This window comes from Variovorax sp. KBW07 (assembly GCF_003852515.1).
Taxonomy (GTDB): domain Bacteria; phylum Pseudomonadota; class Gammaproteobacteria; order Burkholderiales; family Burkholderiaceae_C; genus Variovorax.
The window spans coordinates 37,085-52,767 of the sequence record NZ_QAJK01000131.1; the positions used below are offsets into that span (position 1 = coordinate 37,085).

A 15,683-nucleotide genomic window follows, 5' to 3' on the forward strand; every position below is an offset into this window, starting at 1 on the left:
CCCTGCGGGCGTCGGTGGCCGGGCATCCTTGGGTGGCGAAAAATGAAAGCGGGTGGCTCGGTCAGCCGGCCGGTGGCACCAGGACGGTCGGTGCGGTGGGCTCGGCGAGCGAAGGGTAGTCGCGGCTGAAATGCAGCCCGCGGCTTTCGTGGCGTGCCTGTGCCGAGCGCACGATCAGCTCGGCCACCTGCACCAGGTTGCGCAACTCCAGCAGGTCGCGCGTGACGTGGAAGTTCGCATAGAACTCCTGGATCTCGGCCTGCAGCAGCGCGATGCGATGGCTCGCGCGCTCCAGCCGCTTGTTGGTTCGCACGATGCCCACGTAGTCCCACATGAAGCGGCGCAGCTCGTCCCAGTTGTGCGAAATGACGACCGCTTCGTCGGCGTCGGTGACGCGGCTGTCGTCCCAGGCCGGCAGCGCGGTGGCGCGGTGCGCGGGCGCTTCGGTGATGGCCTTCGCCGCGGCGCGCGCGAACACCATGCACTCGACCAGCGAATTGCTGGCCAGCCGGTTGGCGCCGTGCAGGCCGGTGCAGGCGGTTTCGCCGATGGCGTAGAGGCCCGGAATGTCGGTGCGGCCGGCAAGGTCGCTCAACACGCCGCCGCAGGTGTAGTGCGCGGCCGGCACCACCGGAATCGGCTCGCGCGTGATGTCGATGCCCAGCTCGGCACAGCGCGCCAGGATGTTCGGAAAGTGTTCCTTCAGGAACGCCGCGGGCTGGTGGGAGATGTCGAGGTACACGCAGTCCAGGCCGTGCTTCTTCATCTCGAAGTCGATGGCGCGGGCCACCACGTCGCGCGGCGCGAGTTCGGCGCGCTCGTCGTGCTTCGGCATGAAGCGCGTTCCACCGGCCGATTCGGGTAGCTTCAGCAGTCCGCCTTCGCCGCGCACCGCCTCGCTGATCAAAAACGACTTGGCATGCGGGTGATACAGACAGGTCGGGTGGAACTGGATGAACTCCATGTTCGACACCCGGCAGCCCGCGCGCCAGGCAGCGGCAATGCCGTCGCCGGTGGCGGTGTCGGGGTTGGTCGTGTACAGGTACACCTTGCCCGCGCCGCCCGTCGCCAGGATGGTGTGCGGCGCGCGAAAGCTCAGCACCTCGTCGGTGGCGTCGTCCAGCGCGTAGAGGCCCACGCAGGCCGGATCGTTCAGGCCCAGCTTGGTGCCGGTGACCAGGTCGACCAGCGTGTGGTGCTCGAACAGCGTGATGTTCGGCGTGCGGCGCACGCGCTCTATCAGCACCTGCTGCACGGCCGCGCCGGTGGCGTCGGTCACGTGCACGATGCGGCGCTGGCTGTGGCCGCCTTCGCGCGTCAGGTGCAGGTCGCCGCCTTCTTCGGAGAACGGCACGCCCATCTCGCGCAGCCAGCCGATGGCCTCGGGCGCGTGCTCGACCACGAAGCGCGTGGCCTCGGGGTCGCACAGGCCGGCACCGGCCACCAGCGTGTCTTCGACATGCGCGTCGAAGCTGTCGCCTGCCGCCAGCACCGCGGCAATGCCGCCCTGCGCCCAGGCGCTGGAGCCGTCGTGCAGCGCGCGCTTGGTCAGCACGGCCACGCGGTGCGTGGGGGCCAGCAGCAGCGCGGCCGAGAGGCCGGCGAGGCCGCTGCCGACGATGAGGACGTCGAAGTCGTGTGAAGCCATGGAGCTGGATGCCAAGTGAGGCCCCGTCACTTCGGGGAACACCGTGGAACCGGCTTTGCCGGGCCACTGGTGTTGCCCCCTGAAAGGGGGTTGGCGAAGCGACACGAAGTGCGCGAAGACTGGGGGTAAGCCATTTATGTCGGCGAGTAGGCCAGCCGCACGTAGATGGGCGCGAAGGCTTCGGCCTGCGTGATGTCGATCAGCGTTTCTTTCGCCAGCTCGAGCATCGCGATGAAGGTGACGATCAGCACCGGCGCGCCGCGCGACACGTCGAACAGCTTTTCGAATTCGACGAAGCGCTGCCCCTGCAGGTGGCGCAGCACGATGCTCATGTGCTCGCGCACGTTCAGCTCTTCGCGCGAGATCTTGTGGTGCTGCACGAGCTTGGCGCGCTTCATGATGTCGGCCCACGCGTCGCGAAGCTCGATCACGTTCACGTCGGGAAAGCGCGGCTTGAGCGACTGCTCGATGTAGACCTGCCCTTTCCAGAAGTCGCGCCCGTAGGTCGGCAGGGCGCTGATGGCGGCGGCCTGCAGCTTGGTCTGCTCGTACTCCATGAGGCGGCGGACCAGTTCGGCGCGCGGGTCTTCGGCCTCTTCGCCGTCGGCCACCTTCTTGGGCGGCAGCAGCATGCGCGACTTGATCTCGATCAGCATCGCGGCCATCAGCAGGTACTCGGCCGCGAGTTCCAGGTTGGTCTGGCGAATCTCGTCTACGTAGCTCAGGTACTGCCGCGTGAGCCCTGCCATCGGGATGTCGAGGATGTTGAAGTTCTGCTTCCTGATCAGGTAAAGCAGCAAGTCCAGCGGGCCTTCGAAGGCCTCCAGGAACACCTGCAACGCCTCGGGCGGGATGTACAGGTCTTTCGGCATCGCGAACAGTGGCTCGCCATAGAGCCTCGCGAGCGCAACCTGGTCGACCACGTCGGGCATGGCGACCACGAGCCTGCCGGTATCCTCGTCGCTGCTCATCGGATATGCACTATCGTTTTGATAGCTATATGCGCAGTGCGGACGGGCGTCGGGTGCCGATTCGGCATTGCCTGGTTACTTGGCCTGGGTCTGGTAGACGTACGGCTGTTGCGGCACGCGGGCTTCGCTGTATTCCTCGAGCAGGCTGCGGTCGAGGTGCTTGTCCCACAGCAGGGCGCGGCCGGCGCGCTGTTCGGCTTCCAGCGTCGGCTTCTTTTCTTTCATCTCCTCGATGAAATTGGTGATCTCGGAAGAGTAGTGGGGGCGGCGGAAGATGGACATAGACTGGACCTTTATGGCGCGAATTTTACCGGGGACGGCATGAGGCAACGGCGACTGTGGCAGATCGGCATGGCAACGGGGCTTTTGGCGGCACTGATCGGCCTTGCCGGTTGCGACCGCAAGAACATCAGCGAGCTTGAAGAAGGCGTCTCGACCGAGGCCGACGTGCGGGCCCGTTTCGGCGAGCCCGAGAACGTCTGGGACGCCCCGGGCCGGGGCCGCGTGTTCGAGTACAACCGCCAGCCCCAGGGCCAGAAGAACTACATGATCACCATCGGTGCCGACGGCAAGATGAGCGCGCTGCGCCAGGTGCTCACGCCCGAGAACTTCGCCAGGGTGCAGCCCGGCATGGCGATGGAAGACCTGCGCAAGCTGCTCGGCAAGCCCGCCAAGGTCACGCCCTATGCGCTCAAGCGCGAAACCGAATGGGAATGGCGCTGGGTGCAGCCGCCGAACTCGTCGATGGTGTTCACCGCCACGCTGAACGACGACCAGCGCGTGCTGCGCAGCGGTTCCTCGCCCGACCGCGGCACCGAGGCGCCCTAGCTTTCGTCCAGCGGCGGCGCCGTCGGCGTCATGGGCGTCCTCGGGGCGTTCGGCATGCTCGACGTGCTCATCACGCCGGCCCGCGCCGCCACCAGTTCATCCGCGAAGCCCGAGCGCTCGATCACCTCGCGGGGCTGCGGCTGCAGCGACTCCACGCGCAGCAGCCCGTCGCGCGCCAGCACCGCGCGGTGCAACTGCCGCAGTGCGTCGATGCCCGAGGCGTCGAGGTAGATGAGGTGCGTGGCGTCCAGCACCACCGTCATGCCGCGCGGCGCGCGCTCGGCCGCATTCACCGCCTCGTCGAGCTTGGCCGCCGCGCCGAAGAACAGTGCGCCGTAGATGCGGTAGGTCAGCACCGGCGGCTGCAGCGTCACCAGCTCGACGCTGAACAGCCGGCTCATGCGGCGGATGAACAGCGCGCACGCCAGCACGATGCCCGCCTGCACCGCCACCGTCAGGTCGAACACCACCGTCAGGAAGAAGGTACCCAGCATCAACAGCCGGTAGTGCCGGCTGAAGTGGCGCAACTGGCCCGGCGTGAATTCGCGCCACTCGCCCATGTTCAGCGCCACGAACACCAGAATGCCAGCCAGCACCGCCAACGGCACGTGGCGCGCCAGCGGCGCGGCCAGCAGCACCACGGCCAGCAGCGTCAGCGCATGCACCATGCCCGCAATCGGCGAGCTGCCGCCCGAGCGGATGTTGGTTACCGTGCGCGCGATGGTGCCGGTGGCCGGCATGCCGCCGAAGAAGGGCGTGACCACGTTGGCGATGCCCTGCGCCATCAGTTCCTGGTTCGGGTCGTGGCGCGGCTGGCCGCTGATCTGGTCGGCCACGCGCGCGCACAACAGCGACTCGATGGCGCCGAGCAGCGCGAGGGTCAGCGTGGGCGTGACCAGCTGCTTGACCGTCTCCCATGAAAAATCGGGCAGCGCAAAGGCCGGCGCGCCTTCGGGAATGCCGCCGAAGCGCGTGCCGATGGTTTCCACCGGCAGTTCGAGCCCGTAGGCAACCAGCGTGAGCGTGACCAGCGCGATGATGGGCCCAGGCAGGCTAGCGACCACCTGCACCGCGCGCAGCCGCGCCACGCGGCCCACCACGCGAAGCACCGCGTGGCCCACCTTCGATTCTTCGCGCAGCAGCAGCGGCCACAGCAGCAGGCCGGCCACGCACGCCAGCCCGAGCGCAAAGGCATAGGGGTTGAAGGTGCCGATCTGCAGGGCCATGGCGTGCAACTGCGAGAACGCGTCCGCCGGCATCTTCTCCACCGACAGCCCCAGCAGGTCTTTCAGCTGCGACAACAGGATCAGCACCGCGATGCCGTTGGTGAACCCGACCACGATCGACACTGGCACGAAGCGCACCAGCCGCCCCAGGCCGAACAGCCCCGCCATGAACAGCAGCACGCCGGCGCAGGCGGTGGAAATCATCAGGTTCGCCAGGCCGTAGCGCTCGACGATGCCGTAGACGATCACGATGAAGGCGCCGGCCGGCCCGCCGATCTGCACCGCCGAGCCACCCAGCAGCGAGATCAGGAAGCCCGCGATGATCGCCGTCCAGATGCCCGCCTCGGGCTTGAGCCCCGACGCGATGGCAAAGGCCATCGCCAGCGGCAGCGCCACGATGCCCACGGTGGCCCCCGCACCCAGGTCCTTGAAGAAACGCTCGCGGTTGTAGTCCGCGAGCGCGTCCATCAGGCGTGGGCGGAAGCGGGTGAGATTCAACGGCGATGGCATGGGCGGCCATTGTGGCTTGCGCGCAATAAATGTTTCCTCAGGAAACCTTCATCCGGGGTCGCATGCGAACTTTCGACGAACTTATCGGGCGCCAAAGATAAAGATACATTTTTGACATTAATTGACATTTAGAAACCAACATTACCGAGGGCGTTCCCGATGCACATCCTGCTTGTCGCAAGCGCGTTCAACAGCCTGACGCAACGGGTTCTGGCCGAACTCCAGGACCGCGGCCACACCGTGGGGGTGGAGCTGGCACTCGGTAATGACGATGCCCTGCGCGAAGCCGTGCGCCGGCATGCGCCGCAACTCGTCGTGGCGCCGATGCTGACCACGGCGATTCCCGAAGACGTCTGGACCGCCCACACCTGCCTGATCGTGCATCCCGGCCCGCCGGGCGACAGAGGCCCCTCGTCGCTCGACTGGACGCTGCGGGGCGGCGTGGAAAGCTGGGGCGTGACCGTGCTCGAAGCCGTCGCCGAGATGGACGCGGGCGATGTCTGGGCCTGGTCGCCGCTGAAGATGCCGCCGCTGGCCGGCAAGAGCGACCTGTACCGCGGCGAAGTGGCCGACGCCGCCGTCGACGCGGTGCTGCTGGCCGTGGAGCGTTTCGGCTCCGGCAAGTACAAGCCCAAGCGGCAGAAGGCGGCCGACCTTGCCGCCGGCTGGCGCCCGTTCCTGAAGCAGGCTGAACGCCGCATCGACTGGGCCACGCAATCGACCGAATCGGTGCTGCGGCAATTGCGCGCGGCCGATTCGCAACCCGGCGTGCTCGACGAATTGCTGGGCGCTCAGTGGCACCTGCATGGCGGCCACCCCGAAGACGAACTGCGCGGTGCGCCCGGCGCCCTGATCGCCACCCGGGCCGGCGCCATCTGCCGCGCCACTGTCGATGGCGCGGTGTGGATTGCGCAGTTGCGCCCCTGGCGCGCGCCCGGCTCGGCGCTGGCCAGCTACAAGCTGCCGGCCGTCCAGGCGCTGGGCGACCTGCTGCCCGTGGATGTGCCCGAAGTGCCGGTGCCGCTGCAACTGCCCGCGAGCCGGCGCACCTGGTCCGACATCCGGTACAGCGAGCACGGGGAACATGGCGGGCGCAACGCGGTCGGCGTGTTGAACTTCTCGTTCCCCGGCGGCGCGATGAGCACCGTGCAATGCCGGCGCCTGCTGGAGGCCTACCGCTTTGCGCAGGCGCGCCCGACCTCGGTGCTGGTGCTGGGCGGCGTGCGCGACTTTTTCTCCAACGGCATCCACCTCAACGTGATCGAGGCTGCGGCCGATCCGGCCGAGGAATCGTGGGCCAACATCCACGCCATGAACGACCTTGTCGAGGCAGTGCTCACCACCACCGACCGGCTCACCGTGTCGGCGCTGGGCGGCAACGCGGCCGCGGGCGGCGTGATGCTCGCACTGGCGGCCGACGAAGTCTGGTGCCGCGATGGCGCCGTGCTCAACCCGCACTACACGCTGATGGGCCTGCACGGCTCCGAATACTGGACCTACACCCTGCCGCGCCGCGTGGGCGCCGCCGAGGCGCAGCGCCTGACCCAATCGGCCCTGCCCGTGAGCGCCAGGCGCGCCGTCGAACTCGGCATGGCCGAGCGCGTGCTGCAGGCCGCGCCGGAAGAACTGGGCGATGAAGTGACGCGGCTGGCCACGCAACTGGCCGCCTCGCCGGACCTGGCTGCGCGCATCGCGAAGAAGCAGGCGGCGCGCGCGCAAGACGAAGCCGCAAAGCCGCTGCAGCAGTACCGCGATGAAGAGCTGGCGCACATGCGCCGCAATTTCTTCGATGCCAGCGAGCCACACCGTGCATTGCGGTCCGCGTTCGTGCGCAAGGAGAAGGCGCTGCACACGCCGCCGCATGTCGCCCGATTGGGGCTCGCCGCGGACTGAGCGGGCGCAGGCCGCGGTCTCCCGTCGTCAGGGTTGCGCCAGCTCCGCAAGAATCGCCTCGCGGTCCTGGTCCAGCCGCGGCGGCTGCCGCAGCACCTGCGTGCGGTGGCCGCCCACGTGCACCGGGTTGCCCGCCACCGTGAGCGGCCGGCCGCTCTGCGTGCGCACCTGCACCAGCATTTCTCGCGCCTGCACTTGCGGGTCGTTCACCACCGCGGCCACGTCGTTGTAGCCGCCCGTGGGAATGTTGTGCTGCATCAGCAGCGCCTGCCAGTGCGCGCAGGTCGCCGACGCCAGGCGCTCTTCGAGCAACTGCTTCAACACCTCGTGGTGCTGGCAGCGCCCGGGGTTGGTGGCAAAGCGCTCGTCGTCCTGCAGTGCCGGCAATTCCAGCACCGTGCACAGGCGCTGGAACAGCGCGTCGTTGCCCGCCGCGATCACGAACCAGCCGTCGGAAGCACGGAACACGTCGAAGGGCGTGATCGATGGGTGCCGGGAGCCGATGGGCCCCGGCGCGCGGCCATCGGCCTCCATGCGCGAGATCGCGTTCTCGAGCAGCGCGACCTGGCAGTCGAGCATCGCCACATCCACCCTGTCTCCCAGGCCGGTGCGCCCGCGCTGCAGCAATGCGGCCTGCGTGCCGATGGCGGCGTACAGGCCCGCGCCCAGGTCGCCGATCGACACGCCCACGCGCGTCGGCGGCGCGCCGGGGTGGCCGGTCAGGCTCATGATGCCGCCCATCGCCTGCACCACCATGTCGTAGGCAGGGCGCTTGCTGTAAGGCCCCGTCTGGCCGAAGCCCGAGACCGAGGTGAACACCAGTTTGGGAAAGCGCGCATGCAGCGTCGGCCAGTCGTAGCCCAGCTTTTCCATCGTGCCGGGGCGGAAGTTTTCGACCAGCACGTCGGCCGTGGCCAGCAACGACTCGAAGACCTCCCGGTCGGCCGGCGCCTTCAGGTCCAGCGCAATCGACTCCTTGTTGCGGTTGACCGACATGAAGTAGGCCGAGTCGCCCTCGACGAACGGGCCGATCTGGCGGGCGTCGTCGCCCAGCCCCGGCTGCTCCACCTTGATGACGCGCGCGCCCAGGTCGGCCAGCAGCAGCGTGCAGTACGGGCCCGCGAGCACGCGCGTCAGGTCGATGACGGTAAAGCCCTGCAGCGGGCCCGCCGTGACCGTGGCTGCGGATGCATTTGAAGAAGTGCCCGGCATCATTCGACGGTCGCGCCCGAGCGCTCGGTGAGTTCCTTCGATTTCGCGCCCTCGGCCGTGGCCCAGCTGCGGAACTCGGCGAGCGATTTCGACGGCGCCGCTTCGTTGCCCGACTTTTCCATCCGCGCCTTCACGTCGGGGTCGTTCAGTGCCGCCACGCTGGCGTCGAACAGCTTCTGCGCCATCTCGGGCGGCAGGCCGGCCGGTGCGAACAGGCCGAACCAGAAGGTGTAGTCGTAGCCCTTCACGCCGGCCTCGGCAATGCTCGGCACGTCGGGAAAGAGCGGCGAGCGCTGGCCCGAGGTCACGGCCAGCACGCGCAGCTTCTGGCCCTGCGCCATCGGCAACACCGAGGGCGGCGTGCCGAAGGTCAGTTGCACGTCGCCCGCGGCCACCGCCTGGATCGACGGGGCGCCGCCCTTGTAGGGCACATGCAGCATCGTCACGCCGGCGGCCTTTTCGAACGACAGGCCCGCAAGGTGGGTCACCACGCCGGTGCCCGACGACGAATAGGCCAGCTTGCCCGGGTTCTGCCGCGCTTCGGCAATCAGTGCCTGCACGGTCTTTGCGCTCACATCCTTGTTGACGGCGAGCAGCATCGGCGCCGAGCTCCAGCGCGAGATGGGCACGAAGCTCTTCGCGCCGTCGTACTTCACGGCCTTGTAGAGCAGCTTGTCGCTGCCATAGAGGTTGGCGCTGCCCAGCAGCAGCGTGTAGCCGTCGGGCGCCGCGCGCGCCACCTGGTCCGACGCGATGGTGGTGCCCGCGCCGGGCTTGTTGTCGATGATCACCGGCTGCCCCAGCAGCTTGGCCATCTTGTCGCTGACGATGCGTGCCACCGTGTCGGCCCCGCCGCCGGCGGGAAAGCCCACCACCAGCGTGATCGGCCGCGTGGGGTAGCTGTCCGCCAGGGCGCCGGCCGAGGCCAGCAGCGCCGCCGCGGCGAATGAAACGGCGCGAAGTTGTTGCTTCATGTCTTTGTCTCCGGTTTCTTGTCGTATCGATGGGGAGGGCGGCGCCCGGTCAGCGGCCCTTGAAGACCGGCGGACGCTTCTCACGCCAGGCGCGGCCGCCCTCGGCCAGGTCTTTGGAAGCGACGGTGCGCTGCACCTCGCGCTGGATCGAAGCGGCGTCGGCACTGCCGCGCGCAATCTGGTTCAGGTGCTTCTTCATGCCCAGCAGCGCCAGCGGCGCCATGCCGGCGAGCGTGGTGCGCAGGCGCAGCACTTCGGCGTCGAGCGCCTGTGCGTCGTCGACCAGTTGCGTGAGAAAGCCGCAGTCGCGCATGGCGGGACCGTCGAGCTTTTCGGCGGTCAAGAAGAGCCGCTTGGCCGTGTCCAGCCCGAGCCGTGACACATAGCGCTCCATGCCGCTCTGGTAGTAGTGCAGGCCGAGCCGGGCGGCGGGCATGAACATCTCGGCGCCGCGCACGCCCACGCGGAAGTCGCAGGCCAGCACCAGGTCGGTGGCCCCGCCGAAGACGCCCCCATGCACCGCCGCGATGGTGACGGCGCGGCAGTTTTCGAGCGCATCGACCATGTCGCCGAAGCTGCGCCCCTCGGTCTGGCTGCTGGAGGCCACCTCTGATATATCGTAACCGCTGCAAAAGTACTTGCCCTCGGACTGGAGGACCAGCACCAGCACTTCAGGCGAGCGATTCACCGTCTCCACGAGGCGAACCAGCTCGGGCAGGTCCTCCGGCACGAGCTTGTTCGCGGCCTGCGGGCGGCGCAGCGTCAGGAAGGCGACCGGGCCTTCGATCTGGAGTGTTGGAAGCATTGATGTACCAAATGACTGAATTGATATATCTGTAAGGTTAGCTAATATCGCAATTCCCATGCAACCCGCGAAAACCCTCGACACCCCCAGCCTGCAGGACCAGATCCGTGGCCGGCTCGAAAAAGACATTCAGGCAGGCACGTTGTCGCCCGGCATGCCCATCGACGAAAAAGCGCTGGCGCTGAGCTTCAACACCTCGCGCACGCCGGTGCGCGAGGCGCTGCTGCTGCTGAGTGCGCGCGGCCTGGTCGACATCGTTCCGCGCACCGGCATCTACGTGCGCCAGCTGCGGGCGAACGAACTGGTCGCGATGATGGAAGCGCTGGGCGAGCTCGAAGGCGTGCTGGCGCGGCTGGCGGCGTTGCGCATCGGCCCGGCGTTGCGCGACGAGTTGCTGCGCGCGCTGGCCGGCACCGCCGCGCAGGCGGAGGCGAACGACGCCGAGGCCTACCAGCAGGCCAACGCCGTGCTGCACGACGTGATCTACCGTGCCAGCGGCAATCCGTTCATCGTCGAGCAGGCGCAGACGGTGCGCCTGCGCATCGCGGCTTACAGGGGGCGGATGTTCGAGAAACCCGGGCGCCTGGCCGCTTCACAGCGGGAGCACGAGCGGGTGGTGGAGTGGATCCTGAAAGGCCACGCGGACAACGCCGCGGAGGCGATGCGCGACCACATCTCGGTGGGCGGCAAGGTGTTTGCCGACCTCGTGCTGAACAACAAGTTCGGCTAGCCCGGCCTGTTGCGCGGCCGGACCCTGCTTTTCTACTTTTTTCAGCGAACGCGCATGCCCGGCGTCGCGCCCGGCCACGGCTCGAGCACGTGGATGCCCGGGTTGGCTTTTTCGTCGCCATGGCTCGCGGCCAGCACCATGCCTTCGCTGACGCCGAACTTCATCTTGCGCGGCGCCAGGTTGGCGACCAGCACCGTCAGCTTGCCCACCAGTTGCTCGGGTTGGTAGGCCGAGGCGATGCCGCTGAACACGTTGCGCGTTTTTCCTTCGCCCGCATCGAGCGTCAAGCGCAGCAGCTTGGTCGAGCCCTCGACTTTTTCGCAGGCCACGATCTTCGCGATGCGCAGGTCGATCTTCACGAAGTCGTCGATGGTGATGGTCGGCGCGATGGCTTCGCCGCCGGGCAGCGCATCGGCGGACGCGGGTTCCGCCGCAGCAGCGGAGGCCGCAGTGGCAGCACCGGGCGCCGCTTCCGGCGCGTCGAACAGCTTGTCTACCACCTTGGCATCGGCACGCTGCATCAGGTGCTTGTAGTCGCCGATGGCGTGGCCGGCCGGCAGGGCCTGCGCGGCATCGGACCAGACCAGCGGTGCGATCTTCAGGAAGGCCTCGACGTTCACGGCCAGCGCCGGCAGCACCGGCTTCAGGTACAGCGTGAGCAGGCGGAAGGCCTCGATGCACACCGTGCACACGTCGTGCAGCCGTGCCTCGGCGCCTTCCTTCTTGGCCAGTTCCCAGGGCTTGTTCTGGTCGACGTATTCGTTCACCTTGTCGGCCAGCGCCATCACCTCGCGCAGGGCGCGGGCGTAGTCGCGGCCGTCGTACAGCGACTGCACCTGCGGCGCGGCCGCGCGCAGCGCCGACAGCAGCGTTTCGCCATCGGCCGACACCGTGCCCAGTTGGCTGCCGAAGCGCTTGCCGATGAAGCCCGCCGCGCGGCTGGCAATGTTGATGTACTTGCCCACGAGGTCGCTGTTGACGCGCGCCACGAAGTCCTCGGGGTTGAACTCGATGTCTTCGTTCCGGCCGTTCAGCTTGGCCGCGATGTAGTAGCGCAGCCATTCGGGATCGAGGCCGATCGACAGGTATTTGAGCGGATCGAGTCCTGTGCCGCGGCTCTTGCTCATCTTCTCGCCGTCCTTCAGCGTGAGGTGGCCGTGCACGTACACCGCATTGGGTGCCTTGCGGCCGCTGAAGTGCAGCATGGCGGGCCAGAACAGCGTGTGGAAGGTGATGATGTCCTTGCCGATGAAGTGAACCTGCTCCAGGTCCGGGTCGGCCATGTACTCGGTGTACGAGATGCCGTCGCCGCCCAGTTCGATGCAGCGCTTGTCGAGCAGGTTCTTCAGCGAGGCCAGGTAGCCCACGGGCGCGTCGAGCCACACGTAGAAGTACTTGCCCGGCGCATCGGGGATCTCGATGCCGAAATAGGGCGCGTCGCGGCTGATGTCCCAGTCACTGAGACCACCTTTGCCTTCGTCGTCCTTGTAGAGCCACTCGCGGATCTTGTTCTGCACTTCGGACTGCACGTGGCCGGGCGCGGCGGTCCATTCCTTCAGGTAGGCCTCACAGCGCGGGTCCGACAGCTTGAAGAAGAAGTGCTCCGAGCTGCGCAGCTCGGGCTTGGCGCCCGACAGCGCCGAGTAGGGGTTGATCAGCTCGGTGGGCGCGTACACGGCGCCGCACACCTCGCAGTTGTCGCCGTACTGGTCCTTCGAATGGCAGTTGGGGCATTCGCCCTTGATGAAGCGGTCGGCCAGGAACATGCCCTTTGCAGGGTCGTAGAACTGCTCGACGCTCTTGGTCGCAATGAGGCCGTTGGCACGCAGGTCGCGGTAGATGTCCTGCGCCAACTGGTGGTTCTCGGGCGCATCGGTCGAGTGCCAGTTGTCGAACGAGATGTAGTAGCCATCGAGGTAGGGCTTGCGGCCCGCCGCGATCTCGGCCACGAAGGCCTGCGGCGTCACGCCGGCCTTGTCGGCCGCGATGGTGATGGCCGCGCCGTGCGCGTCGTCGGCGCACACGAAGTTGACCTCGGCGCCATTCATTCGCTGGTTCCGCACCCAGATGTCGGCCTGGATGTATTCCATCATGTGGCCGATATGGAACTTGCCGTTGGCATACGGCAGGGCGGTGGTAACGAAGAGCTTGCGCGGGGCGGACATCGGGGAGGGCGCTTTCGGGAGTGACGGACAGGGGAACCGGGCATTTTAGGTGGCGGCGTGCGCCGGTGGGTTTGGTGGCAGCATCAGCCCCAATGTCCCGCATTTCCCACATGTCATCTCCTGTGCCCCACGCCATCGATCTCCATGCCTACATCGCCGGATTCGCCGCGTCGCCGCTGGCGCGATGGGGGCGCTGTCTTCCGTGGGAGCTGCCGGTGCAGGCGCCGCAGATCGTGCGCGAACTGCTGGCTGGTCTGCCCGCCGGCGAGTACGCCATCGAGGGCGATGTCGCCATCCACCGCAGCGCGCGCGTCGAACCCGGCGCGGTGCTGAAAGGGCCGCTCATCCTCGGTGCAGGCTGTTTCGTGGCCACCGGCGCCTACCTGCGTGGCGGCAACTGGGTCGATGCGGGCTGCAGCATCGGGCCGGGCGTGGAACTGAAGTCGTCCTTCGTGTTCGCGGGCACGGCGCTCGCGCACTTCAACTTCGTCGGCGATTCGGTGTTGGGCGCCGGCGTCAACATGGAAGCCGGCAGCATCGTCTGCAACCACCGCAACGAGCGCGCCGACAAGAACATCCGCGTGCGAATCCGTGACGGCGGCGACGGCGGTGATGGCGGCGCACTGCACCCCACGGGCTGCGAGAAGTTCGGCGCGCTCGTCGGCGATGGTGCGCGCATCGGTGCCAATGCGGTCATTGCGCCCGGTGCATTGCTGCTTCCCGGCCGCGTCGTGGCGCGCGCTTCGCTGCTCGATCAGGAACTGCCCAACGACCCGCTCTGAGCCGAAAAATCGACGAAAAGTGCATGGCATCATCGCCCGCTCAAATCACCGGGAGGATTCGATGCACAACACTACCAAGTCATTTGGTTTCAAGGCAATTCTGGGCACCGCCATCGCAGCCATGGCCGCCGCGGCAAGCACCAGCGCCATCGCAGCGGCCCCGTCGTTTGCCGATTGCTTCAAGCTCAAGCCCGGCGTGGCCTACACGCTGAGCGACCGTTCCAAGGTACAGATCATCAAGTCCCAGTTCGCGGGCAAGGCCGCGGTGGGCGTGGTCAGCACCGACGGCGGCGTCAAGTCGGCCAGGTTCTTCGACGAAACCGGCCGCCAGCGGCTGGGCTCGGAGCAGTACGGCGTTGCGGCGCTCGGCGGCAATGCCAGCAAGGTGGTCATCAAGGAAGTTTTCACGGCCCCGTTCCCCGAGGTTCCGGCCGACGTCAAGCCGGGCGCCACCTTCAAGCTGGCCGGCAAGGGCGTGAAGACCACCAGCGCGGGCAACGAGCCGTTCGACTTCGCAAAGAGGTACCAGGCGGACCACGTTTTCGTGGGCTTCGAAAACCTGGAGCTGAAGCCGAACTACAACGCCCGCACTTTCGAAAACGTCTGCCACGTGCGCTCCCGCGGCGAAGACAACTCCGTCGACTCCTGGTACGCACCGCAATACGGCGTCATCAAGATGGAGGTGAAGACCGCCAAGGGCGACGCGCTCTTCAGCTACGAGCTCGACGGCCTGGAAGAGCGCTGAGGCGCGGGCGCTCTCCCGCTTTTTCAGCACGCCCCGCGCGGCCTTGTGGGCATAAGGTCTTGCGCCTGCCGCGCGGGCAGGCCGTGGGATGATTCCGGCCAGCTTTTTCGCCAACCGACCCGAGCGCCCCATCTATGACCACCTCCATTCCCGCAACCCTGATTCCCGGCGACGGCATCGGCCCCGAAATCGTCGATGCCACCCTGGCCGCGCTCGACGCGCTGAAGGCGCCCTTCGAGTGGGACCGCCAGATTGCCGGCCTCGGTGGCGTGGTGGCCGCGGGCGACCCGCTGCCGCCGGCCACGCTGGAAAGCATCCGCCGCACCCGCCTGGCCCTGAAGGGGCCACTGGAAACGCCATCGGGCGGCGGCTACCGCTCGTCGAACGTGCGGCTGCGCGAGGAGTTCCAGCTGTACGCCAACCTGCGTCCGGCGCGCACCATCATTCCGGGTGGCCGCTTCGACAAGATCGACCTGGTGGTGGTGCGCGAAAACCTCGAGGGCCTGTACATCGGCCACGAGCACTACGTGCCGATCGACGGCGACCCGCATGCGGTGGCCATGGCGACCGGCATCAACACCCGCCAGGGCAGCCGCCGCCTGCTCGAATACGCCTTCGAAACGGCCGTGGCAACGGGCCGCAAGAAGGTGACGATCGTGCACAAGGCGAACATCATGAAGGCGCTGACGGGCATCTTCCTGGAGACGGGCCTGGACCTGTACGAGAAGAAGTACAAGGGCAAGTTCGAGCTGGACACGGTGATCATCGACGCCTGTGCGATGAAGCTGGTGCTGAACCCGTGGCAGTTCGACATGCTGGTGACGACGAACCTGTTCGGCGACATCCTGTCGGACCTGGTGGCCGGCCTGGTCGGCGGCCTGGGCATGGCACCGGGCGCGAACATCGGCGCGGACGCGGCGATTTTCGAGGCGGTGCATGGGTCGGCGCCTGATATCGCTGGCAAGGGGATTGCAAATCCCATTGCGTTGCTGCTGGCTGCTGCGTTGATGCTGGACCACGTTCGGCTGCCTGAGTTGGCTACGCGCTTGCGCACGGCGATTGATGAGACGCTGAATATCGACAAGGTTCGTACGGGGGACCTCGGGGGGGCGGCTGGTACGGCGGCTTTCACCAAGGCGCTGGTCAGTCGCATCAACGGGGGTTGAGTCGTTCTTGGCGCTGCTGTTTGGGAGC

14 protein-coding genes are annotated in these 15,683 nt (G+C 67.3%); 6 read left to right on the forward strand and 8 right to left on the reverse strand.

The window, feature by feature from the left end; translation table 11 throughout:
* Nucleotides 1–61 precede the first annotated feature (61 nt).
* The 3 genes from nadB to DBV14_RS24805 all read right to left on the reverse strand — a co-directional run bounded on the left by nadB (nucleotide 62) and on the right by DBV14_RS24805 (nucleotide 2,901).
* Nucleotides 62–1,648 carry an L-aspartate oxidase gene (nadB, locus tag DBV14_RS24795; protein ID WP_124463102.1) on the reverse strand — a complete coding sequence of 529 codons (1,587 nt, stop codon included), beginning with the start codon at nucleotides 1,646–1,648 and terminating at the stop codon, nucleotides 62–64.
* Nucleotides 1,649–1,782: 134 nt separating this feature from the next.
* The gene (locus DBV14_RS24800; protein WP_124463104.1) at nucleotides 1,783–2,619 is read right to left on the reverse strand and encodes a ScpA family protein; all 837 of its coding nucleotides are present in this window, start codon (nucleotides 2,617–2,619) and stop codon (nucleotides 1,783–1,785) included.
* Between the two features lie 75 nt (nucleotides 2,620–2,694).
* Entirely contained in the window at nucleotides 2,695–2,901 is a 207-nt protein-coding gene (locus tag DBV14_RS24805; protein WP_093238117.1) for a DUF3460 family protein, read from the reverse strand.
* 69 nt (nucleotides 2,902–2,970) lie between these two features.
* Between DBV14_RS24805 and DBV14_RS24810 the strand changes: the two genes are divergently transcribed.
* Nucleotides 2,971–3,447, forward strand: a complete 477-nt coding sequence (locus DBV14_RS24810; RefSeq protein ID WP_124463125.1) for an outer membrane protein assembly factor BamE — start codon at nucleotides 2,971–2,973, stop codon at nucleotides 3,445–3,447.
* On the opposite strand, the gene DBV14_RS24815 is transcribed toward DBV14_RS24810, so the two are convergent.
* Nucleotides 3,444–5,183, reverse strand: coding sequence for a SulP family inorganic anion transporter (locus DBV14_RS24815; protein ID WP_260397215.1), 1,740 nt, complete (start codon nucleotides 5,181–5,183; stop codon nucleotides 3,444–3,446). The genes DBV14_RS24810 and DBV14_RS24815 overlap by 4 nt on opposite strands.
* Before the next feature lie 159 nt (nucleotides 5,184–5,342).
* Here DBV14_RS24815 and DBV14_RS24820 point away from each other — a divergent pair, with 159 nt between their 5' ends.
* Nucleotides 5,343–7,076: a hydrogenase maturation protein gene (locus DBV14_RS24820; RefSeq protein WP_124463106.1), complete on the forward strand. Its 1,734-nt coding sequence runs from the start codon at nucleotides 5,343–5,345 to the stop codon at nucleotides 7,074–7,076.
* Between the two features lie 27 nt (nucleotides 7,077–7,103).
* On the opposite strand, the gene DBV14_RS24825 is transcribed toward DBV14_RS24820, so the two are convergent.
* From DBV14_RS24825 to DBV14_RS24835, 3 genes are read right to left on the reverse strand one after another with little or no spacing between them, the layout of a single operon-like run.
* Complete coding sequence (locus DBV14_RS24825) at nucleotides 7,104–8,291, reverse strand: CaiB/BaiF CoA-transferase family protein (RefSeq protein ID WP_260397216.1); 1,188 nt, start codon at nucleotides 8,289–8,291, stop codon at nucleotides 7,104–7,106.
* Nucleotides 8,288–9,262 carry a tripartite tricarboxylate transporter substrate binding protein gene (locus DBV14_RS24830; protein WP_124463108.1) on the reverse strand — a complete coding sequence of 325 codons (975 nt, stop codon included), beginning with the start codon at nucleotides 9,260–9,262 and terminating at the stop codon, nucleotides 8,288–8,290. Before DBV14_RS24830 ends, DBV14_RS24825 begins: the two co-directional genes overlap by 4 nt.
* A 49-nt stretch (nucleotides 9,263–9,311) precedes the next feature.
* Nucleotides 9,312–10,067 (reverse strand): enoyl-CoA hydratase/isomerase family protein, encoded by a 756-nt coding sequence (locus DBV14_RS24835; protein ID WP_124463110.1) that lies wholly within the window; start codon nucleotides 10,065–10,067, stop codon nucleotides 9,312–9,314.
* Nucleotides 10,068–10,125: 58 nt separating this feature from the next.
* Between DBV14_RS24835 and DBV14_RS24840 the strand changes: the two genes are divergently transcribed.
* Nucleotides 10,126–10,797 (forward strand): GntR family transcriptional regulator, encoded by a 672-nt coding sequence (locus DBV14_RS24840; RefSeq protein ID WP_124463112.1) that lies wholly within the window; start codon nucleotides 10,126–10,128, stop codon nucleotides 10,795–10,797.
* 41 nt (nucleotides 10,798–10,838) lie between these two features.
* Here DBV14_RS24840 and metG read toward each other — a convergent pair whose 3' ends face one another.
* Nucleotides 10,839–12,962, reverse strand: a complete 2,124-nt coding sequence (metG, locus tag DBV14_RS24845; RefSeq protein ID WP_124463114.1) for a methionine--tRNA ligase — start codon at nucleotides 12,960–12,962, stop codon at nucleotides 10,839–10,841.
* A gap of 110 nt (nucleotides 12,963–13,072) precedes the next feature.
* Here metG and DBV14_RS24850 point away from each other — a divergent pair, with 110 nt between their 5' ends.
* The 3 genes from DBV14_RS24850 (at nucleotide 13,073) to DBV14_RS24860 (ending at nucleotide 15,655) form a co-directional block, all read left to right on the forward strand.
* Nucleotides 13,073–13,744 carry an LpxA family transferase gene (locus DBV14_RS24850; protein WP_185546116.1) on the forward strand — a complete coding sequence of 224 codons (672 nt, stop codon included), beginning with the start codon at nucleotides 13,073–13,075 and terminating at the stop codon, nucleotides 13,742–13,744.
* Nucleotides 13,745–13,805: 61 nt separating this feature from the next.
* A complete protein-coding gene (locus DBV14_RS24855; RefSeq protein WP_124463116.1) occupies nucleotides 13,806–14,489 on the forward strand; it encodes a hypothetical protein in 684 nt (227 codons plus the stop codon).
* Nucleotides 14,490–14,623: 134 nt separating this feature from the next.
* Nucleotides 14,624–15,655 carry an isocitrate/isopropylmalate dehydrogenase family protein gene (locus DBV14_RS24860; RefSeq protein WP_124463118.1) on the forward strand — a complete coding sequence of 344 codons (1,032 nt, stop codon included), beginning with the start codon at nucleotides 14,624–14,626 and terminating at the stop codon, nucleotides 15,653–15,655.
* Nucleotides 15,656–15,683: the final 28 nt, after the last annotated feature.